Source organism: Bacillus sp. PAMC28748 (assembly GCF_014250415.1).
GTDB classification, from domain to species: Bacteria; Bacillota; Bacilli; order Bacillales; family Bacillaceae; genus Bacillus; species Bacillus licheniformis.
This window is the reverse complement of the sequence record NZ_CP060192.1, coordinates 395,208-417,339: the sequence shown is the minus strand read 5'-3', so window position 1 is coordinate 417,339 and position 22,132 is coordinate 395,208. Positions and strand designations below refer to the sequence as shown.

Here is a 22,132-nt window from a genome sequence, read left to right as displayed (position 1 = left end):
CCCCCTTTATCTGTGGCTTCACAGACATTATGTCACAGATGAAAGGGGGGATGTTTACAGGTTGTGTAAAGGTTTTCAGCTATGAGCGGTGCGGATGACATATGAGTCCAGCATGATGCGGGAGAGGACTTGCAGAGGGAGGCGAGAGCGGACTTCATAATCGGGAAAAAATGATTGTTCCCCTTTAAACCCGACCAGTACGATCTCTGATAATTTCGCAAGACGCGAATCGATCCTTGTCGTTAATGTAATGGTGGAAATGGCTTGCAATTTGAAGTTTTGAGCGGCTTCAACAAGCTCTTCTGTCTCGCCGTTCAAGGAAACAAAAAGGCCGAGGTCTTTTTTGGCCAGTGTTTTTGACTTTCCTCTGATAATATTCGGGTCGCTGTGCATCTCGCAGTTTTTGCCGAGCAGCTGAAGCTTGATCGTCATCTCGGTTCCAATCATTTCAGACAATCCTCTTGCGAAGATGTAAACTTTTTCGGCATTGCTGATTTTTTGAATGGCATCTTCGATCAACCCGATATCAAGCATCTTAATCGTATCCAGAACTTCTCTTTCATTCTTTAGCACGGCCTGTTTAATTTGGCTGTCGATATCATCCATCAGCGGAGCGTGTCCGAGGTGGTGTTTTTCTTTTAATGCATACTTAAAAGAAGTGTAGCCGTCATATCCGAGTTTTTTCATTAACCTGACAATCGTGGCTGTTGAAACATTTGCATCCTCGCTTAATTTTACAATCGATAAAGTGGCGATGACGTCTAAGTGCTGATAAATGTACTCGAGCAAATGCCGTTCTGAATCGCTGAGAGATTGATATGTGTCAGAAGTCATTTGAAACACGCTGTCTTTCATGATAAAACCCCCTTTTATAGTCATATTGTATCAGTTTAGAAAGGGGGAAGGAGAAAAAATAAACATTTCCTACATAAGAATATCCGGCTCGAGGGCCGGATGTTTCAAGTTAAGAAGCCATTTTTCTGCACGCTTCCGCGCATGCAAAGCAGCTTTCAGCGCAAAATTGGCAGTGGTCATGCTTGTGCTGGCTGCATTCATTGCCGCAAGCTTCGCAAACCTTTGCGCAAAGCTGGCAAATATCTTCGGCATACGGGCTGTTGCGCGTCATGGCTTGAATTGCGTAACCGCACATCTCCGCGCATTCCCGGTCAAGACGGATGCATTCGGCCATCATCCCAGCCTCTTCTTCCATCAGACATTTGTCAAAGCAGTGGTTGCAGGCTTCAAGACATTCTCGGCAGGCTTTGATGCATTCCTCATATCCAGATTTCACGAAACACACTCCTTTTTCCTCGTTTTCCCTTCGTTGTACCCTGCTTTAAAATCGGAAAAACATAAGAAAAAAACTGCTGTACATCCTGTACAGCAGTTCATTGGTTATTCGGCGAGGCCTTGATGGATCCGGTCAAGGTTTTCTTTCATCATCTTATAATAGGAATCTCCCGCTTCACCGGGCTTTCCGATCGAATCGGTGAAGACTTTTGCTTTAATCGGCACGCCCGTTTCGGCTGAAAGGCTTTCCATGCTCCGCGGGTCAACGCTTGTCTCCACGAATAAGGCCGGGACGTCCTTTTTCTTCACTGTGTCGACGATTTTTTTCATCTGACCGGGAGTTCCTTCATTTTCGGTGTTGATTTCCCAAATATACTGCGCGTCGACGCCGTAGGCCGAAGCGAAATATTTAAAAGCCCCTTCGCTTGTCACAAGGACGCGGCGCTCTTTCGGTATATCTTTAAAGCGGTTCACCGCTTCATCATGAAGCTTTTGCAGCTTGCCGATATAGGCTTCCGCGTTTTTCTCGTAGTCTTCTTTATGGTCGGGATCGTTTTTGATCAGCGCGTCTCTTGCGTTCTTTGCATATTGAATCCCGTTTTCAATGTCGAGCCATGCATGGGGATCTTCTTCCGTTTCTTTTCCCTTAGCGGTGAGATGCTTTGGCTTGACCCCTTTGCTCAGCTTGTAGACAGGGGCGTCATCACCGTCTTTTTCAGCTGTTTCCAGCAGCTTGTTAAACCAGCCGTTCCCTGTCTCCAAATTCAATCCGTTGTAAAAGACGACATCGGCGTCCGTCGTTTTTTGCACGTCTTTAGGAAGCGGATCGTATTCATGCGGGTCTGTTCCGACAGGTACAATGCTGTATAAATCGATGTGATCCCCTCCGACTTGTTTGACGATGTCATAAAGAATGGAGTAGGTGGTGACGACCTTCAGCTTTCCGTTTTCTTCGCTGCTGCTTTTCGAGGAGCAGCCGGCGGCGAGAATCAGAATCAATGCCGCCGCAATTGCTAATGTTTGCTTCCATTTCATGTTTTGTTTTCCCCCTTTATTTTGCGGTTATTGTTGAAGCGCTGCCCGTTTTCTTCTTGATTTCACAGCTCTCCAAAGCACGCCTTGTTTCGGTGAAAACGTAAAGGAAAGTCCGAACAAAATCGTAGCCACGAGCACGATTGCCGCTCCTGAGGAGAGGTTGTACGTATAGCTTAATCCAAGGCCGATGACCGCTGACAAAGCGCCGAGGAAAGCGGACAAATAGATCATCACCCACAGCCGGTCCGTCAATAGATAAGCGGTTGCGGCAGGCGTGATCAGCATCGCGACGACGAGGATGATGCCGACGGTCTGAAGCGATGCGACCGTGACCATTGTTAAAAGCGTCATTAAAAAGTAGTGGATCAGCCGGTTCGGCAAGCCGTAGACAGCCGCCATCGTCGGGTCGAAAGAGGTGATGAGCAGCTCTTTGTAAAATAAAAAGACAGCGGTAAGAATAATGACTCCGATGACGAGCGTGATCCACATGTCTGATGAACGAACGGCCAGCACATTTCCGAATAAGATATGGTACAGATCGCTTGAGCTTTTGACAAGCGTGATCAATATGATTCCGACGGCGAAAAAGGCCGTAAATACGATGCCGATGGCCGAATCGTTTTTAATCCGGCTGTTTTGGCTGACATAGCCGATTCCGAGAGCCGTCAGGATGCCCGTAAAGACGGCGCCGAAGAAAAAATTGACGCCGAGCATATAAGAGATGGCGACGCCGGGAAGAACCGCGTGTGAAATCGCATCTCCCATCAGCGCCATTCCCCTGAGAATGATAAAGCAGCCGATGACGCCGCAAATGATGCCCACCATAATCGAGGTGAACAGCGATTTTTGCAGAAACGAATATTCCATCAAACCATGGATAAACTCCATCAGATCGCACCTCTTTTCGATTGCAGGAACGGAAGCTGAGATTCGTAGGCTTTCATCATCACGTCGGGATTGAGGATGTCGGAGACAGGGCCTTTTTGAATCAGCTCTTTGTTCAGCAAAATTAATTCATTGAAGTAGCTGTCCGCTTTGCTCAAATCGTGATGGACGACAAGAACGGTCTTTCCTTCATCACGAAGTTCTTTTAAGATGCTGACGATCATTTCTTCACTTGTCACATCAATACCGACGAACGGTTCGTCAAGACAGAACAGCTCTGCTTTTTGGGCGAGCGCCCTGGCGAGAAAAACGCGCTGCTGCTGTCCGCCTGACAGTTCGCCGATCTGACGCTTGGCATATGCAGCCATCCCGACTTTCTCAAGACAGTGATACGCCCAGTCTTTATCGCGTTTTTTCGGACGTCTGAAAAGGCCGAGTTCAGGATACGTGCCGAGGATGACGGTGTCGAGGACATTGATCGGGAACGTCCAATCCATATCATTTCGCTGCGGAACATAGGCGATTTGCTTGCGTACATCTTTGAGCGGTTTTCCCAGCAGACGGACGTCGCCTTTATCTTTTGGAATCAATTGGAGCATGGATTTTAACAGCGTTGATTTTCCTGCGCCGTTCGGTCCGATAATGCCCGCCATCATTCCTTGATCGAGTGAGAAATTAATATTGCGGAGCGCTTCTGCGCCGTGATAAGAAACATATAAATCTTTTACGGTAATTGCGGGTTTCATAGCGTTCATTAACCCCTTTCTATGTCTATATGAAAGTTAACCTGCATACAATATTTTTGTTTCGGCAATTTTTTATTGCCTAAAGACATTTTTTTTACCTAATGCAACTTTTGATTGAATTCTAATATATCATTCCTAAATTGTAAAGCGCTAAAATTGCTGAAAAACGGTAAAAGCCATGCAGATCAAGCTGCATGGCTTTAAAAAATTTCTTGTTTGCCGGTTTATCTTTCAAATTGAAACGAATCGATTGCAACTTTCCCTTTGAAGACAAAAAAGACGCGGTGGGTGCCTGTCGATTTTCGGACGGAAGCTTTTACCGTTTTCCAGTTTTGCAATCCGGATGTGTCAGGCACTTTTAACGAACCGATTTGCTTTCCTTTTTGAGGATGGTCGAGGAAGATGCCGATTTCGCCGGCGCCGCTGCTTGCAACCTTTGCTTCTATCCTTTTTTCGCCTTTGAAGCGGACATCATGGTAGGCGATCCACGCGTTTGTTGTACTGCTTTTTACCGCATCGCCGCCGTATTTGGATTCTTCGGTGATGAGCACGCCTTTGTAGTCGTCGTAGTCTTCAGCGTTTGTCTTTCGGCGCAAGTTCCGTTCCCGAATTGTTTCGCCTTGGACGAAGATCCGCTTTGTCTTGCGGATGTCCGCCGCCGAGCTGCCGACGGATATTCTGTAAGGGCCTCTTTCAACGGCAAATGTTTCTCTCGTCACATCCCAAAAGGCAAGGTCTGTCTGTTTCAGCTTGAATGTCACGGTTTTCGTTTCTTTCGGTGCCAGTTCAACCCGCTGAAAATCTTTCAGGTCCAGGTTCGGCTGTTTAACCCGTGTTTTAAACAGGGGAGAGGTATAGAGCTGAACGACTTCATCTCCTTTTCTTCCGCCTGTATTGGTGACGTTGACGCGAATCGTGACAGATCCGTCTTTTTTGATGCTGTCAGAGGAAAGGCTTAAATCGCTGTAGCGAAACGCTGTATAGGATAACCCGTGGCCGAACGGAAACAGCGGCTTGCCTACGAAATATTTATAGGTTCTTTTCCCTTTGATGATATCGTAATTCATCATATCCGGCAGTTCTTTGACTGAGGTGTGCCAAGTTTGCGTCAGCCGTCCGCCCGGATTTACATCTCCATAGAGAATGTCCGCCAATGCGCTTCCCGCCTCCTGGCCTCCGTGAGCGGAATATATGATCGCAGGAATGTGCGCTTTTGCCCAGTTGAGAGCAAACGGATAGCTGCTCGTTACGACAAGCACCGTATTGGTATTGGCTTTAGAAACAGCTTTCAGCAGATTTTCCTGGGCCGGAGGGAGTGTAATATCTTTCCGGTCTTCGGTTTCCCGGCCGTTGATGTAAGGATTGTTGCCGACAAACACGATGGCTTTGTCCGCGGATTTTGCCAGCTGAACCGCTTCATCCGTACCGCTCTTGATGATCGTCTTTGAAAACTTTTCCGCTGCTGTTGCCGGCTTTTCGGCGGCGGCTGTTAATGTGCCGTCTTTACCGGCAGTGAGATATTTGCCGTTTGCCGTATTTTTGATGGCAAATGTCCCGTCAGACTGCTGTTCGAACTGAAATGTTTCTTTAACGGTCCGGCCGTTCGGCTGTTTCTGATCAGCGATCAGCCGGCCGTCATCCTGAAGCGAGACATAGAGGCCGTTCGCTTGGGCGCGGAGGGTGAAGATGCTTTCTCCCCAATCCGCCGCATCGAATGCCGTGCTTTTCTCAAGCTTATCAGCCGCTGCTGTGAGCGGTTGTTTGCCGTCCCGGCCTGCAGTTACAAACTTTCCGGTCGGCGCGGATTTGAAGCCGCTTTGTTCCAGACCTTCAGCAAAGGAGACGCGGTCTTTGCCGATTTTGTCCGCGATTTCGTCAAGCGGGGTTTTCCGATACGGCATCGTTCCGCTGTACCAATCTTCGTAAAGCGCATTTCCGAACGGGCCGATGACTGCAATGCTTTCATTCTTCCGGGCATTGAAAGGAAGCAGATCCTGGTCGTTTTTCAGTAAAACAATGGCTTTTTCAGCCGCTTTTTTCGCCAGCAGCTGATGCTTTGGACTGTTGATGACGTCATCTGTCAGGCGGCTGTACGGATTGAGTTCGTCCGGATCAAATTCGCCCGTGCGAAAACGGATGCTGAACGTATTGGCCAAGGCTTGATCGAGGTCTTTTTCAGAAATAAGGCCTTGCTTTAAGGCACCGGTTAAGGCGTTTCTCGTCAGCTCGGGATTTTCCCCCTGATCCGTAAAGTTGTCAATGCCGGCTTTTACGGCGTGGGCATGGGCTTTTTCGTGGCTGTCATAATACTTGTGGTCATTGACGATTCCGGAAGGATCAAAGGCATCGCTGACGATGAAGAAATCGTCTCCGGCCCATCTACGTTTGACTGTACTGTCGAGCAGCGGGCTCAAAATGGCCGGTTTATCGTTGACAGAATTGTAGGCCGGCATCAGTCCATACGCAGCTTTTTTGGAAATTGCTGTTTCGAAGGGCTTCAAATAATACTCGTGCATGTTCCTGGGATCGATGCTTGAGGAGCTGAATCCCCGGTCTGTTTCGTTGTTATAGGCAAGAAAATGCTTTAAGGTTGGAACTGTTTTCAAATAGAAGGGATGATCGCCCCTTAACCCGGAGGCATAGGCGGTTGCTATTTCCCCGGTTAAAAAGGGGTCTTCGGAATAGCCTTCTTCATTTCTTCCCCACCTTGGATCACGCAGCAGATCGACGACCGGCGCCCAGACGTTGACTCCGTTTGCCGCGGGATCAAGGTGGTGGAAGCCGCGGACTTCATCACCGACCGCCGAGCCGATTTGTTTGATTAAATAGCGGTCCCATGTGTGCGCGAGCCCGAAAGCCTGCGGGAAAACGGTTGCTTCCCCGAGCCAGGCGACGCCGTGAAGCGCTTCTGTGCCCGTTTTAAAAGCGGGAATGCCCAGCCGGGGAACGGCGGGCTGATATTGATGCATCAGTGACACTTTTTCCTCAAGGGTCAGCCGTGAAAGCAAGTCGCTGACTCTTTTTTGTACAGGGAGACTGGGATCTTGAAAGGGATACTCATATTCATCAGCCTGGCTTTTAGCGGCTGCGGGCTGCGGCGGATCGAAACCGGCGGCGGAAAGGATCGTGCACATTGCGCCCAATATGATGATGCGGACCGTTTTCAGCATCCTGATCACTCCTTTTTAGAAATAAATGAAGACATCCCGTTCTTTTTCTTTTGGCTGAACCGCTGTTCCCTCCTGAAGCGCTTCCGCAGCTCCGTTAATAACAGAGGTGACAGAAAGACCGCGGAGGAGCAGCTTCCAGTTCTTTTGGACGCCCGTTGTTTTCACGGCAATCGTATTTTGATGCCGTGAAGCTCTGAGTGTCATTGCTTCGCCCTTTTCATTGTAAATCGTCTGTTCGGCTGTACAGCCGTCTTTTAAATGATAGAGGCAGAACGTCACATCGTCGAGATAATCATAATCAGGTCGCCCGGATTCCTGCCCCAGCGGCAGCAGTGTGTTTTCCCTGACGAACAGGGGAAGCCCCATATAGCCGTACCGTTCTTCTTTCCATTCTCCGCCTTCCGTCTCTTTTCCCGTCAAAAGGTGTGTCCACGTGCCTTTTGGCAAATAATAACGGACAGCGCCGTCTTCCTGAAAAACGGGAGCGACGAGCAGCCTTCCGCCGAGCATGTACTGTCTGTCAAGCCAGTGGCAGGTGTTGTCTCCGGGAAATTCGAGGAGCATCGCCCGCATCATCGGAATGCCTTCAGCGTGCGCTTCATGTGCAGCGGCGTACAAATAAGGCATCAGCCTGTGCTTCAGTTTGACAAAATACCGCATGACATCGGCCGCTTCTTCGTCAAACAGCCACGGAACGCGGTATGACTCGCTCCCGTGCAGGCGGCTGTGCGTCGACAAGAGGCCGAATGCGGTCCAGCGCTTATACAAATCGGCTGTTGCCGTGCTTTCAAATCCGCCGATATCATGGCTCCAGAAGCCGAAGCCTGAAAGAGAAAGCGACAGGCCGCCGCGCAGGCTTTCAGCCATTGAATCATAGCTGGCAAAACAATCCCCGCCCCAGTGTACGGGAAATTGCTGGCCGCCGGCCGTCGCAGACCTTGCAAACACGACCGCTTCCCGTTCGCCGCGCTTTTGCCTCAACAAGTCAAATACGGTCTTGTTGTATAAATAAGAATAATAATTGTGCATTCTTTCGGGATCTGATCCGTCAAAGTAAACAGCGTCACTCGGAATCCGTTCTCCGAAATCGGTCTTAAAGCAGTCGACCCCCATGTCGAGCAGGCTTTCAAGCTTTGAACAATACCAGTCACGCGCTTTTTCATTTGTGAAGTCGACGATGGCCATTCCGGCCTGCCACCGGTCCCACTGCCATACATCCCCCCGGCTGTTTTTCAAGAAGTAGCCGTTTTCCTTTCCTTCCTGAAAAAGCTTTGATTTTTGCGCGATGTAAGGGTTGATCCAGACGCATATTTTCAGGCCCTTTTCTTTCAGGCGGCTGAGCATGGCTTCAGGCTGCTTAAAATATCGTTCATCCCATTCGAAATTGCACCATTCAAATTCTTTCATCCAGAAGCAGTCAAAATGAAACACGCTGAGCGGGATGCCGCGTTCGGTCATCCCGTCGATGAAGCGGGTCACGGTCTCCTCGGAATAGTCGGTTGTGAACGATGTTGACAGCCAGAGGCCGAAAGACCAGGCCGGGGGAAGCGCCGGTTTTCCCGTTAACGCGGCATAGCGTTTCAAAACATCCTTTGGTTCGGCGCCGCTGATGACAAAATAGTCGAGCGATTCTCCTTCGACCGAAAACTGCGCTTTGGATACGACTTCAGAACCGATTTCATACGAGACGAGCTCGGGATGATTGACAAAAACACCGTACCCTTTGTTTGACAAATAGAACGGCACATTTTTATATGCCTGCTCTGTGCTTGTTCCGCCGTCCTGATTCCAGATGTCGACGGTTTGGCCGTTTTTCACGAATGCCGTAAAACGCTCGCCAAGGCCGTAGAGCAATTCGCCGACGCCGATGTTGAGCTGTTCCCTCATAAAGGTGCGCCCGTCATCGCTTGTGATATAGGCGAGGCTGTTCGATTCGCTTGCGGTCAGGCTCTGTCCATCACGTGAAAATTGGTAGCCCCAACCGTTTTTGCTCACTTCGACGCACAGGCTGCCGCTTTGGAAGGTCAACGCATCATCGTGTTCGGTGATGACCGGTTCAACATCTGCCGTATGCAGTTGAAAGTCGGGTTTCCGAGGCGTTTCCCCTTGAAAATGGAACACTTGCACACGGATCATGTCTTCAAGGGGACTCGAAAATCTGACGGTGAGCATGCGGGTGTCGAGCGTGTCCCCGCGCTTTTGAACCGCTTTGACAGGCCCGTACACGGTCAATGATTGCTGATCAATCATTCGGTCGTAGGCTTCTTTCGGCGTGTTGATGTGATATCCTTCGCGCGTCAGCCAGTAGCCGTCTGAAAATTTCATGATCGAAAACACCCTTTCTTTTTACTTGATAGATCCATTGATAAGTCCTTTAACAAGCTGCTTTTGAAGCAGCATAAAAATGATGATGACAGGCAGAACCGATAAAACGGCAAATGCCATCAGATCATTCCACTGGATTCCGTATTGGCTGATCACATTGTAAATGCCGGCCGTCAGCGGCCACAGCTCCTGATTTCGGTTGAATGTCATGCTGTAAATCAAATCTCCCCATGTGAAAAAGAAAGAAACCGCTCCGCTGACGGCAATCCCGGGTACGCTGATAGGCAAAATGATGCGGATGAACGCGGTAAAACGGCTGCAGCCGTCGATTTTGGCCGCATCCTCAAGGTCCTTGGGAATCCCAAGAAAAAAGGTTCTGAGCATTAAAACAGAAAAAGGAACGCCGAGCGTTGCCCCCGTCAAAATCGGTCCGATATACGTATTTAATATGTTCAGTTGATTAAAGGCGATAAACAGCGGAGTCAAAACAACGGTGGCAGGCAGCATTTGCGTGATGAGAAACAGTAAAATGAACATTTTTTTGCCCTTGATCCGAAAGCGCGCCAAGCCGTAGGCGGAAGGAACGGCCAATATGAGAACGATGACGGCAGCCGCCCCGGAAATCAGGAGGCTGTTCAAAAAGTATCCGGCGACGCCAGAAGTGAACACAGCTTCAAAGCCGGCCGTGCGGAATGTCTCGGGCCACAATAAAGGCGGTGTTTTAAACAATTCGGCATCGCTTTTGAAAGCCGTAGCAATCATCCAGTAAACGGGGAATAAAAAGCCGGCCGTAACGAGGACGCCAATAATGTTAAAGAGCCATTCCTTTTGGTTCGTTTTCACGACATCACCTCATCTTTTTTGATCAGCCGCAAATAGACGAGACTGACCAAAAGAAGAATAAGAAACAGGACATTGGCGCTTGCCGCGCCCATGCTGAATTGAAATTCGTCAAAGGAGTAGCGGTAGCTGACGGTTGACAGGACTTCAGTTGCGTCCACGGGACCGCCTCCAGTCATCACAAACACAAGATCGAACACTTTGAACGTATAAATGAAGCCGAGCATCATGACGACAGTGATCACCGGCCGCAATAAAGGCAGTGTCAGATGGATGAATTTCTGAAAAGCATTGGCGCCGTCAAGGCTTGCGCTTTCATAGACGTCTTCCGGAAGGGAGCTGAGTCCAGCGGATATGAGCAGCATATTAAAAGGAATGCCGACCCAGATGTTGGCGATGATAACGGACCAGATGGCCATATTCGGGTCTGACAGCCAGGGGATCGGGGTGTCGATCATTCCCCATGATAGGAGCAGCTGATTGAACACTCCTTCGTTTGAAGCCATCATAAACTTGAATAAAAGCGCCGTAACCGTCAGCGGGATGAGCCAGCTCACCATCATCAATCCCCTGAGAAACGGGGCAAGCCTGAACTTCATGCTGAAAAACAAAGCGAGCAAAAAGCCGATTGCAAACTGAAATACAACGCTTCCGGCCGTGTAAAGCAGCGTGTTTTTTAAAGATGCCCAAAATACTTTATCCTGGGCAAGCCGCTGATAATTTTCGATTCCGATAAAGCTGATATCGTGTGAGGCTATATTTGCAAGCGATACGTTTTGAAAGCTGAGAATCATGTTGTAGATGAGAGGATAACCGATAAGAGCAAGCATAAAAAGAACTGCCGGAAACAAATAAAAGTACCCTTCCCATTTACGGACAATGGCTCTGATCATGACAAAACTCCTTCGTGCGCTTAAAGCTAGTTTAAGGCGCTGATTTTTTGCGCGGCCTCATCCAGCGCTTCTTTCGGCGTTTTGCTTTCGCTCAATGCTTCCTGCAGGGCAGTCTGCAAAGCTTCCGAAATCTTCGGCCAGTCTTTCGAAGGGCCGCGGGCTGATGCGATCTCTATGATTGGAATGAAGGCTTTTAAATTATCATCTGTTTTCCAATGGCTCGATGATTCGAGCAAATCTTTGCGCGGCGGAAACACGCCTGTTTCTGCTGTCAGCGTTTCGAGCCGCTCCGGATCGATCAGCCAACTGATAAAATCCCAGGCGCCGGCGGTGTTTTTTCCTTTAACGACGGCAATATTTTCGCCGCCGAGGGCAGAAGCGAATGTTTGATCTTTCGGGATATAGGTAATCCCGTAATTTAAGTCTTCGGCTTCTTCCAGCCGTTCAATATTCCAGGAGCCGTTGATCATCATGGCGAGCTGACCTGCTGCAAACTGTCTGGCCAGATCATCCTGGGTGGCGTTTAACACTTCCTTGCTCATTGCGCCTTTCTTGATCAGATCTGTTAAAAACTGAAGAGAAGAGGCTGCTTCTTTTGAATTCAGCTGTTTTAGATCTGCTCCGGAAGACAAAAGAAACGGATAAAATTGAAAAGCGCTTTCCTCTGATTTTACGGCTGACAGGGCAAATCCTTTCGTTTGGCCTTTGCTCGTTTTTTCCGCCGCTTTTTTCAGATCGCTCCACGTTTCAGGCGGTTTGGAGATCCCTGCATTCTTCAAGAGGTCTTTGTTGTAAAACAAGGCAAGCGCATTGCTTGCGAAAGGGATGCCGTAGTACTTCTCTTCATATCCGGCTGATGATAGAGGCCCCTCATAAAACTGGTCAGCCTGCCCCCATTGTTCGATTTTCTCCGTCAAATCTTCGAGCACGCCCATAGCGGCGAATGAAGCATTGTCGACATTGTCAAGGAATACGGCGTCAGGCATGGCATTGCCGGCTGTACCGACAGACAGCTGCTTTTTCACTTCATTAAAAGGAATGTACTCCGTTACGACCTTGTACCGGTCCTGGGACCGATTGTACTGTTCGACAAGCTCATGATAAAGATCCTGCTGCTTGCCGGTAAAGTAATCCCAGACTTTTATTTCTTCCGTATGCTTTGTGCCGGTGCTGCTTTTGCAGCCTGCGGAAAAAGCAAGAAGAAAGGCGAGGCAGACGATCATCAGACACGATTTTTTCAAAAGCGCTCACTCCTTATGAAAAAAGCTTGTTAGTTTAATAGCTAAACTAAGTATATTTGGGCATTGCTTCCAATATGCCAGCAGAGTTTTCGCAGACGCGGATCAGGGTAAACACGGAAACAGCCGGTGCGTATGATAACAAAGATCGATTGACACATTTTTCGGATGAAGCATATAATAAGGGTAGATAATATATGCGTATATGCTCATATATAAAATAAAGCCCGGCGCTGAAAAAGAAAGGTGAGAGAGATGGAAAAGGTGAAACAGGAGTACACGCTAAACGGCCTTGACTGCAGCAATTGCGCACAAAAAATTGAGCATGAGATAGCCGGTATGAAGGGGATTGAAGCGTGTTCGGTCAATTTTGCAACAAGCACGCTGACTGTCCAAGTCGACCAAAACAGCGGCGAAGACATTTCTTTAATAATAAAGAAAAAAGTAACCGAGATCGAACCGCACGTCAACGCGACGCTGAAGGAAGGGACAAAACAGGCCCCACCAGAAAGCGACGGACGGTTTAAAAAAACGGTTGCAAGGCTTGCTGCAGGAACCGTTCTCGGTGCGGCGGGCTTTCTGCTTCCCGGCGGCACCGCAGCCGAGTGGCTTCTTTTTTTCCTAGCTTACCTCATCATCGGCGGCGATGTCGTATTAAGGGCCGTCAAAAACATCTTTCGCGGCCGGGTTTTTGATGAGCACTTTTTAATGACGATCGCCACTCTGGGGGCATTTATTATTCAGCAGTATCCCGAGGGTGTGGCGGTTATGCTGTTCTATCAAATAGGCGAGCTGTTCCAGGGAGCCGCGGTCACCCGCTCCCGGAAGTCGATCAGCGATTTGATGGACATCCGTCCCGACTATGCCAATCTTCAAACCGAAGGCGGAACGGTCAAAGTGTCTCCCGATGAGGTCAAAGACGGCGATATCATCATCGTCAAGCCGGGAGAGAAAGTGCCGCTTGACGGCAAAGTGCGGGCAGGCAAATCGCTTGTCGATACGTCCGCATTAACCGGAGAATCCGTTCCGAGAGAAGCCGCTCCCGGAACAGAGGTGCTGAGCGGATTTGTCAACAAAAACGGCGTGCTTGAAGTGGAAGTGGACAAAGAATACAGTGAATCAACCGTTTCAAAGATTCTTGACCTCGTTCAGAATGCCAGCAGCAGAAAAGCGAAAACAGAGAATTTTATCACCAAATTCGCCAAGTATTACACGCCTTTCGTTGTGATAATCGCGCTTCTTCTCGCTTTTGTCCCGCCGCTGATTATTTCAGGCGCCCTGCTGTCAGATTGGGTGTACCGCGCCCTTGTCTTTTTGGTCATTTCTTGTCCGTGCGCGCTCGTCGTTTCCATTCCGCTCGGCTTTTTCGGCGGCATCGGAGCGGCGTCAAAAGCAGGTATACTCGTGAAAGGCGGCAATTATTTAGAAGCGCTGAATGATGTCAAATACGCCGTTTTTGACAAAACAGGCACTTTAACAAAAGGGGAATTTGCCGTTGTCAAGCTGTCGCCTGCAAGCCATGTCAAAGAAGATGAACTGCTTGAATATGCGGCGCTTGCCGAACATTTCTCCGGCCATCCGATCGCCGAGTCGATCCGTGAAGCATACGGGAAGGAAGTACAAGCGGACCGCATCAAAGATTACAGCGAGACGGCCGGCTTCGGCGTCAGAGCGGTTGTAGACGGAGCCGTCATTTTAGCCGGGAATGCCAAGCTTATGAAGAAAGCCGGCATACAGTATCAAAAGGAAAGTGAAATCGGAACTGTTGTTTATGTAGCCGCCGGCGATACGTTTATCGGCTCGATTGTCATCGCTGACGAAATCAAAGAGGATGCCAAGCGTGCGATCTCCGCTTTGAAAAAAGCGGGTATTAAAAAAACGGTGATGCTGACGGGCGACGCGAAAGACACCGGTGAGGCGGTCGGCGAACAGCTGTCCATTGATGAAGTGCATGCGGAGCTACTTCCGCAGCACAAGGTGGACCGTATTGAAACATTAGATAAGCAAAAACTTCCAAAAGAAAAGCTGCTTTTTGCAGGAGACGGCATCAACGATACGCCGGTCTTGGCGAGAGCGGATATCGGGGTTGCCATGGGAGGCCTCGGTTCTGATGCGGCAGTCGAAGCGGCTGATATTGTGATCATGACGGATCAGCCTTCAAAAATTGCGGAAGCCATCAGCATTGCCAAGCGGACGAGGACGATTGTCTGGCAGAATATTATTTTTGCACTCGGCGTTAAAGGAGTTTTTCTCATCCTGGGTGCTTTTGGCATCGCGACGATGTGGGAAGCCGTCTTTTCAGACGTCGGTGTTACCCTTCTGGCTGTTTTAAATGCGATGAGGGTATTAAAAGTGAAAGAAATGTAACTTTTTTACCACCTAATGAACTGGAAATTCCTTTTTTAGCATCTTCACGAATGCGGCTTGTCTTGTTAAAATGAAAGAGGTTATCAAACTGGCATACTAAAAAATAAGAATAATGAGGTGTCTAAGTGAAGAAGAAACAGCAGTCACCGATGAAATTTGCAGTGATTATGACAGTCGTGGTCGTTTTTCTGATCGGCGCACTTGTCGTAATCAACAATCAAACCCAAAATGCTTCGCAAACCTTTGATGACAAGCCTTCAACTGAAGGACAGCCGCTTCTAGGCAACAAAGATGCGGCTGTAACGATCACGGAATTCGGAGATTACAAATGTCCCAGCTGCAAACAGTGGACTGAGACCGTCTTTCCGGATTTGAAAAAGGATTACATCGATAAAGATCAAGTTAATTTTTCATATATTAACTTCGTCAATGAACAGCACGGCAGAGGCTCTGAATTGAGCGCCCTCGCTTCCGAGCAGGTATGGAAGGAAGATCCGGATTCATTCTGGAAGTTCCATGAGGCGTTGTACAAGGCGCAGCCTGACAATGACACGATGGAAAACGAGTGGGCGACGCCGGCAAAATTGGCGGACATCACGGAAGCCAATACGAAAATCAAACGCGATAAGCTTGTCAGCAGCTTAAATGACAAAACGTTCGCTGAGCAATTAAAAACGGACAATTCGCTCATCAACAAATACGGTGTAGACTCGACGCCGACGATCTTTGTCAACGGCGTAAAAATCGACAAACCGTTTGATTATGACAAAATCAAAGAAACGATCGAGAAAGAGCTGAAAGGCCAGTCTGATGAAAAATAAACTGCTTTTTCTGTACGGCGCCTGGATCGTCTCATTAACGGCGACGCTAGGCAGCTTGTACTTCAGCGAAATCCGCAAATTTATTCCTTGCGAACTGTGCTGGTATCAGCGGATTATGATGTATCCGCTCGTGCTGATTCTCGGAATTGCGACATTTCAGGGCGATGCCCGCGTGAAAAAATACGTGCTGCCGATGGCGGTGATCGGCGCAGGCATTTCCCTGATGCACTACATGGAACAAAAAATTCCCGGATTCAACGGCATTAAACCGTGTGTCACAGGAGTGCCTTGCTCAGGGCAGTATATCAATTGGTTCGGTTTCATCACGATTCCGTTTCTCGCCCTTATTGCATTTATTTTGATTATCATTTTTATGTGCTTTCTCAAGGGGAAAGACGAGTAAAAAGAGCATTGTCTGACAATGCTCTTTTTTTATTTCTTATACATGTTCAATAGAAAGGATGTTATAATATTTGGAAATTATCAAATAGATGTGAAGGATGATGAGGATGGAGTGTAAGATTCGCAAAATGAAAAAGAAAGACATCCCTCAAGTACAGCAGATTGCCAAAACAAGCTGGAATCATACGTATGAAGGGATCATTCCTTTCGATATTCAAGAGAAGTTCTTGCAGAAAGCGTACAATGACGAAAGAATGCAGCAGCGTTTGGAACACTCGTTAATGCTCGTTTCGGAAGCGGACGGAAAAATCGTCGGCTTTGCCAACTACTCCTTTGTCAGAGAAGGAGGGGTAGCCTATCTCGCAGCCGTTTATTTAGCTCCGGAATACCAGGGAAAAGGCATCGGAACCGCATTATTGGAAGAGGGGATAAACCATTTAAAGGGAGTGAAAAAGATCTTTGTAGAGGTTGAAAAAGAAAACCGCACCGGAAAAAACTTTTACAAGGCGAAGGGTTTTGAGGATGTCGCCGAATATGATGAAGATTTCGAAGGGCATATCCTCAAAACAGTCAGAATGGCCTTGCACGTATAATCCCGCTTTCACTTCGTAACTTGGACATAGTAGTACAACAAAACCGCCATAATGAAGGCGATGGCTATAGTAAGCAGTTTATGTTTTGTCTTTTTCAGCATGCCGTGCCGCTCCTTTCCGAATGTTTTGCTTTTTCAATCACGGCTGTGATGAACCGATTCTTTTCCTTTTGTATAGGAGTCCGGTAATATGGAAAACGCCGCGCCAAGTTTTTTTCAATGTTTCATAGGCTTGCCGCTCGACTGAATGCTTTCTTAAATAATTTCGGAATCTCAGCTGATTTTTCCATTCTTCGCTTTGAAAAATGTATACGTGCAGATGGCGTGTGCCCGCCCTCCGCTTTCCCTTTCGAAAAAAACGCCTGGCTGGGAAGGCTTCGTGAAATACGTGCTCATAGCCGAGCTCCTGAAGCGGTTCGATCCAACTGAAGCTTCGCTGAGACTGCTCACGCCGGCCATCAAATCGAGTACCGGTTTTGCTGCAAGGCCGGGAACAGAGGTACTGCCGATTTGTTCGATAGCGAGAACTTTTTTTCCGAGGACATCTGCGAGCTGTTGTTTTTCAGCTTCAAATTCGTGCGCCCACTCGGCTTTCGCTTTTTCGATGATGACCTCCTGTCCCATGTTTCCACCCCTTTAAAAACATCTTTCTATATTATAAGATATTTTGATTCAGAGAGGGTTGATTTAAAGGTTGGAGAAGTTATAAAATCAAAAAGATTGAAGTTTAGTATGGAGGACATCTTAGATGGCTTGGGAAGTGTTGAGCATCATCGGAACCGTCGCTTTTGCGATCAGCGGAGCGATCGTTGCAATGGAAGAAGAGTATGATATTTTAGGAGTTTATATATTGGGGATTGTGACAGCGTTCGGCGGAGGGGCGATCAGAAACCTGCTCATCGGAGTTCCAGTGTCCGCCTTGTGGGAGCAGGGGAGTCTGTTTCTAATCGCTCTTGTCTCGATCACGATCGTTTTTTTGTTTCCGAAGCTCCTGTTAAAGCACTGGAGCATCTGGGGCAGCTTTTCAGACGCGATCGGTCTTGCCGCATTTGCGATACAAGGAGCCCTTTATGCCGTTCACATGAACCATCCGGTCAGCGCAGTGATCGTTGCGGCGGTCTTAACAGGAAGCGGCGGCGGAATGATCCGGGACCTTCTGGCCGGAAGAAAGCCGCTTGTGCTGAAAACGGAGATTTACGCCGTTTGGGCCGCTTTGGGCGGATTCATTATCGGCATGGGCTGGGCGGAGAAGCCGCTCACGTTGTATATCCTGTTTGCTTTGCTGGTCGCGTGCCGTGTATGTTCGTACATGTTCAACTGGAAGCTGCCGAACCGTTCGCTGCGGTCCCACAGCTGAATAGAAAAAAGCCGATTTTTCGTTGATTGAAAAATCGGCTTTTTATATTGATTTGACCAAAGGTTATATGATAAGATGAAGTGTATTTTAACATAAAATTTCAATAATTATAATTTTATCCATTTTTATTTTATCATGAATCTTTTTCGATGTCAAATCTTTTTAGGGAGTGGTCAGCGTGCAGGAAAACGGTCAGGAATGGCTGGAAGAGGAAAAACGAATCCGGCTTGTTTTAAAGGAATTGGATCAAAAGCTTCATTCTCTAAAGGGAAAAACCGGCGGATTGAAGGAGGATATCATCGATTTACGGAAACATTTTTGGAGCGATGTCACCGTAAACATAGCCGATGAAAATGAAGCGGTTGAAACATTTTTTAGCATTAAACAGCAGGCTGAGGTTTTGGCTGAGAGGGAAAGGAGCCATAAGCAGTTTTACAGCCAGCTGAAAAACCTGTTAAAAGTGAAAGAATCGCCTTATTTCGGCCGCGTAGATTTTTTGGAGGACGGCGAAGAAAACGCTGAGTCCGTCTACATCGGACTCGCCTCTTTAATGTATGAAAAAGAAGAGCGGTTTTTGATCTATGATTGGAGAGCGCCGATTTCCAGTCTGTTCTATAACTATGGACCCGGCGCGGCTCAATACGAAGTTCCGGACGAGACGGTCAGGGGAACGATTGAGCTGAAAAGGCAATTTCTCTTCAAAAACGGACAGCTGAAAGCGATGTTTAATACGGATATGGCGATTGGGGATGAAGTCCTTCAGGAAGTGCTGGGGCAGCAGGCCGATATCCAGATGAAAAGCATCGTCGCCACGATTCAAAAAGAACAGAATCAGATCATTCGGAACGAAAAGAGCCGCTTTTTAATTGTTCGGGGAGCGGCTGGCAGCGGAAAAACGTCGGCGGCATTGCAGCGGGCCGCATATTTGCTGTACCGCGGCCGCGGGCAGATCGAGTCGAGCCAGATGCTGCTATTCTCTCCAAACCTGCTTTTTAACAGCTATGTCGCCAATGTTCTGCCTGAGCTCGGAGAGGAAAACATCCAGCAGACGACGTTCCAGGAATTTGTAGCGCGCCGCCTTGGAAAGCAGGTACCATGCGAGACTCCGTTCGATCAGCTCGAATATTGTTTAACCGCTTCAGACGGTGAGGAGCAGCGCATCCGGATGAAATCGATTGAATTGAAATCCAGTCTGGCTTTCAAAGGCATCATCGATGATTACGTCAAATATTTGGCAAAAGGGCACCTGGTGTTTAAACATATCACCTTTCGCGGAAAAAGGATCATCACAAGCGGTCAGATGCGGAAATTTTTCGCGGCCCTTGATCATTCAGACACGCTGTCCAACCGGATTGAACAAACGGGAAAATGGCTGTTGCAGCTCCTGAACAAATATGAACGCCAGGAAAGAAAAAAAGACTGGGTCATCGAAGAAAGCGAGCTGCTGGATAAAGAGGAATACTTAAAGGCTTATAAACGTCTTCAGGAGGAACAGCGCTTTACGGAGAATACGTTTGACGATTATGAAAGGGAGCGAAACCTCCTTGCCTCCATCGTTGCCGAAAGGGAGTTCAAGCCGCTCAAGCAAGCGGTAAAAGCGTTCGGCTTTATTGATTTTAAAGGAACATACCTTCAGCTTTTTTCCGGACGCTATACCCCGCAAACGCGCCCTGATGACTGGCAGAGCATTTGCACATTCACTCAGAAAAGCTTTCGTTTTGAGAAGCTGCTTTATGAAGATGCCGTCCCTTTTTTATATATGAAAAACAAGCTGAAAGGCGGGGGGAAAAACACGGCAATCCGCCATTTATTCATTGATGAAGCCCAGGATTACACGCCTTTTCAACTTGCTTTTTTGGAGAGCTTGTTTCCCGCGTGCAGCATCACGATGCTGGGAGACTTAAACCAGGCGATTCTTGCCCATGCCTATCACGATAAGACGCTTCTGTCGGGAGGCGTGTTTGAAGGCGAAAAAACGGAGATCATCACCTTGAAGCGCAGCTACAGGTCGACGAAAGAAATTGTTGAATTGACAAAGCGCATCATCGAAGGGGGCGAAGAGATCGAAGCTTTTAACAGGAACGGCAAAAAACCGACTTTGACAATATCAGCCGATCCTCATGCACACCATAAAGAGATGGCTTCCCTTATGACCGCCCTTCAAAAAGAAGGACTTGAGACGATTGCAGTCATCTGTAAAACAGTCCGGGAATGCAGGGATGCGTTCCAGCATCTTCAGCAGCATGCAGAGCTTAAACTGATCGATAAAGAAACGAGAACGTTTCAAAAAGGCGTGGTCGTCATTCCCGTCTATTTGGCGAAAGGGATCGAATTTGATGCCGTCATCATTTATGACGCTTCTGAAAAGCAATACAAAAAGGAAAGAGAGCGGACTTTATTTTATACGGCGTGCACGAGGGCGATGCATGAGCTGCACCTCTTTTCCATTGGAAAAGAAACGCATTTTTTAAACGGCGTCCCAAATGATATGTACACGAGAAGAGAGTGACGCCGTCACTCTCTTCTTCCATCATATATATCAGTTCTGACGTCCAGCACATTGTTGTTGATGGACACATGGTATTTGTCCTGCCATTCGATTTTGGCATGTTCTTCTTCGTATCCCCAATAGATATTCTTTCGTTCACCGGTGGCAACCGTTGTCAATTCCCCTCTGACGGAAGGGGAGTTCGTTCCCCCGCCTTTGTTCACTCTATACAAATTCAGGTTGTATGCTTGATTCGGCGAAGCGGAAGACTGAAACCAATTTCCTTTCGGCAGATGATTCATCGAATAAAAATGCGTATACACGATATATCCGATGGTAATCCCGGTCGCTAGCAAAACAGCCAAAATGGCAAACAAAACTTTTCGGTGCGGCAGCTTCCTATGCTCTTCTAATTCACCTTCGATATAAAGCTCCATTTTGTCTCATTCCTTGATGAAAATTGTTTTTTATAGTTTAAGGAAAAAATCGCATTCTGTCCATTTTAAAGCCGGGGGCTTAGCCTACGATTGCCGCGATCTCATCCATCACAAATCCGATTTCCTCCTTTGTATTGTAAAAATGTGGGGCTATTCTTATGACGTTGTTTCGCTTTGAGACGATGATATGCTTTTCACGCAAGAGGGATTCAACACGGGCGGCTTCTTCGGCATACACCGAGATCAGGCTTGTTCTGTTATGTACGGTGTTGGGTCCTGTGATCTTCAGGCCTTTTTCCGCACCGTATTGCAAAGAGAATGCCGCAAGCTGCCGCAGATAGGGCTCGATCCTGTCGGGCTCCGCTTCAAGCAGCAGCTTCAATGCCGCGTCTGCCGCATATATGCTGATAAATGACGGTGTCCCCGACTCGAAGCGTTTCGCACCTTCCGCAAAGCCTGAATCTAAGGCAAATGGCGCGCTCCTTCCGAACCAGCCGGCCGTTTTTGGCTCAAATTGTTCGCAAAGTTCGCGTTTCATATATAAAAAAGCCGTTCCGGGAATGCCGAGCATGTATTTGCGCGTCCCCGCCGCAAGGATGTCGATATCCATGTCTTTGACATGAATCGGAATGTGGCCGGCAGTCTGATAGGCGTCGACGAATAAAAGCGACCCTTTCTGATGAACAATCTCGGCAATCTGCTTTATGTCTTGCTTAAACCCGTTCCGATAGCCGGCATGGGGCACACACGTCAAGAGCGTCTGATCGGTAACGTCTTTTTCGTATTGTTCCAAGTCAATCATCCCATCTTCGCTTTGAATGATGATGAGGTGATCTTTGAAGCGGTCTTGCGCAAGCCAAATTTGGCCGACAGCAGGAAAATCGATATCCGTGAAGGCGATCTGCCTTCGACGGGGTGGCTGCGGCATTGCGGCGGCCACAGCGGCCACTGCGTCAGATACTGACGGCAAAACGGCTATCTCTTCTTTTTCAGCACCGATCAGCCGGGCGAATTTTTCCTTGGTCTCATCCATCTTGTCGAGATGTGCTTTCCAGTCTGCACCGGCTGTTAAAAGGCCGTTCTGATACTCATCGACCGCTTTGGCAACAGGCAGAGCCAATGCGCTTCCGGAACATGCGGCAAGATGAACATGATCAGACAATTTCGGGAATAAAGAACGGAAATTGTCGAATGGATGCTTCATGATATCCCTCCTTATTAAAGCTTCGAGCGGGGCTTGAAAAAA

18 protein-coding genes and 1 pseudogene are annotated in these 22,132 nt (G+C 48.1%); 6 read left to right on the top strand and 13 right to left on the bottom strand.

The genetic code is table 11. From position 1 onward, the window contains the following. Positions 1-75: 75 nt before the first annotated feature. From H7F26_RS02200 to H7F26_RS02155, 10 genes are all read right to left on the bottom strand, one after another. A complete protein-coding gene (locus H7F26_RS02200; protein WP_003185233.1) occupies positions 76-855 on the bottom strand; it encodes a MurR/RpiR family transcriptional regulator in 780 nt (259 codons plus the stop codon). 109 nt (positions 856-964) lie between these two features. Next, the gene (locus H7F26_RS02195) at positions 965-1,291 is read right to left on the bottom strand and encodes a four-helix bundle copper-binding protein (protein WP_003185231.1); all 327 of its coding nucleotides are present in this window, start codon (positions 1,289-1,291) and stop codon (positions 965-967) included. Positions 1,292-1,395: 104 nt separating this feature from the next. Continuing rightward, positions 1,396-2,325 (bottom strand): metal ABC transporter substrate-binding protein, encoded by a 930-nt coding sequence (locus H7F26_RS02190; RefSeq protein WP_003185228.1) that lies wholly within the window; start codon positions 2,323-2,325, stop codon positions 1,396-1,398. Positions 2,326-2,352: 27 nt separating this feature from the next. Then, positions 2,353-3,213 carry a metal ABC transporter permease gene (locus tag H7F26_RS02185; RefSeq protein WP_003185227.1) on the bottom strand — a complete coding sequence of 287 codons (861 nt, stop codon included), beginning with the start codon at positions 3,211-3,213 and terminating at the stop codon, positions 2,353-2,355. Further along, positions 3,213-3,956 (bottom strand): metal ABC transporter ATP-binding protein, encoded by a 744-nt coding sequence (locus H7F26_RS02180; RefSeq protein WP_003185226.1) that lies wholly within the window; start codon positions 3,954-3,956, stop codon positions 3,213-3,215. Before H7F26_RS02180 ends, H7F26_RS02185 begins: the two co-directional genes overlap by 1 nt. Before the next feature lie 224 nt (positions 3,957-4,180). Next, positions 4,181-7,126: a glycoside hydrolase family 3 protein gene (locus tag H7F26_RS02175; RefSeq protein WP_003185224.1), complete on the bottom strand. Its 2,946-nt coding sequence runs from the start codon at positions 7,124-7,126 to the stop codon at positions 4,181-4,183. Between the two features lie 15 nt (positions 7,127-7,141). After that, a complete protein-coding gene (gene yicI, locus H7F26_RS02170; RefSeq protein WP_003185222.1) occupies positions 7,142-9,451 on the bottom strand; it encodes an alpha-xylosidase in 2,310 nt (769 codons plus the stop codon). Positions 9,452-9,472: 21 nt separating this feature from the next. After that, complete coding sequence (locus tag H7F26_RS02165) at positions 9,473-10,294, bottom strand: carbohydrate ABC transporter permease (RefSeq protein WP_003185219.1); 822 nt, start codon at positions 10,292-10,294, stop codon at positions 9,473-9,475. Beyond that, positions 10,291-11,184 (bottom strand): carbohydrate ABC transporter permease, encoded by an 894-nt coding sequence (locus H7F26_RS02160; protein ID WP_003185218.1) that lies wholly within the window; start codon positions 11,182-11,184, stop codon positions 10,291-10,293. The genes H7F26_RS02165 and H7F26_RS02160 overlap by 4 nt, the downstream gene beginning before the upstream one ends. Positions 11,185-11,210: 26 nt before the next feature. Continuing rightward, on the bottom strand, positions 11,211-12,425 hold the full coding sequence (locus tag H7F26_RS02155) for an ABC transporter substrate-binding protein (protein ID WP_009329583.1): 1,215 nt from the start codon (positions 12,423-12,425) through the stop codon (positions 11,211-11,213). A gap of 252 nt (positions 12,426-12,677) precedes the next feature. Between H7F26_RS02155 and H7F26_RS02150 the strand changes: the two genes are divergently transcribed. The 4 genes from H7F26_RS02150 (at position 12,678) to H7F26_RS02135 (ending at position 16,605) form a co-directional block, all read left to right on the top strand. After that, positions 12,678-14,789 (top strand): heavy metal translocating P-type ATPase, encoded by a 2,112-nt coding sequence (locus H7F26_RS02150; RefSeq protein ID WP_145722051.1) that lies wholly within the window; start codon positions 12,678-12,680, stop codon positions 14,787-14,789. Between the two features lie 125 nt (positions 14,790-14,914). Next, complete coding sequence (locus H7F26_RS02145) at positions 14,915-15,610, top strand: DsbA family protein (protein ID WP_003185213.1); 696 nt, start codon at positions 14,915-14,917, stop codon at positions 15,608-15,610. Continuing rightward, positions 15,600-16,013 (top strand): disulfide oxidoreductase, encoded by a 414-nt coding sequence (locus tag H7F26_RS02140; RefSeq protein ID WP_003185211.1) that lies wholly within the window; start codon positions 15,600-15,602, stop codon positions 16,011-16,013. The genes H7F26_RS02145 and H7F26_RS02140 overlap by 11 nt, the downstream gene beginning before the upstream one ends. A 106-nt stretch (positions 16,014-16,119) precedes the next feature. Further along, on the top strand, positions 16,120-16,605 hold the full coding sequence (locus tag H7F26_RS02135; protein WP_003185209.1) for a GNAT family N-acetyltransferase: 486 nt from the start codon (positions 16,120-16,122) through the stop codon (positions 16,603-16,605). A gap of 138 nt (positions 16,606-16,743) precedes the next feature. On the opposite strand, the pseudogene H7F26_RS02130 reads toward H7F26_RS02135, so the two are convergent. Then, a pseudogene (locus H7F26_RS02130) lies at positions 16,744-17,228 on the bottom strand (GrpB family protein). A gap of 124 nt (positions 17,229-17,352) precedes the next feature. Between H7F26_RS02130 and H7F26_RS02125 the strand changes: the two are divergent. Next, a complete protein-coding gene (locus tag H7F26_RS02125) occupies positions 17,353-17,961 on the top strand; it encodes a trimeric intracellular cation channel family protein (RefSeq protein ID WP_003185205.1) in 609 nt (202 codons plus the stop codon). A 178-nt stretch (positions 17,962-18,139) separates the two neighbouring features. Continuing rightward, a complete protein-coding gene (gene helD / locus H7F26_RS02120) occupies positions 18,140-20,470 on the top strand; it encodes an RNA polymerase recycling motor HelD (RefSeq protein WP_017474581.1) in 2,331 nt (776 codons plus the stop codon). Positions 20,471-20,475: 5 nt separating this feature from the next. Here the strand turns inward: helD and H7F26_RS02115 are convergent, their stop codons facing one another. Both H7F26_RS02115 and H7F26_RS02110 read right to left on the bottom strand, forming a co-directional pair. Continuing rightward, positions 20,476-20,886, bottom strand: coding sequence for a DUF5412 domain-containing protein (locus tag H7F26_RS02115; protein ID WP_017474582.1), 411 nt, complete (start codon positions 20,884-20,886; stop codon positions 20,476-20,478). A 79-nt stretch (positions 20,887-20,965) separates the two neighbouring features. After that, positions 20,966-22,090 (bottom strand): aminotransferase class V-fold PLP-dependent enzyme, encoded by a 1,125-nt coding sequence (locus H7F26_RS02110; protein WP_011198281.1) that lies wholly within the window; start codon positions 22,088-22,090, stop codon positions 20,966-20,968. Positions 22,091-22,132 lie beyond the last annotated feature (42 nt).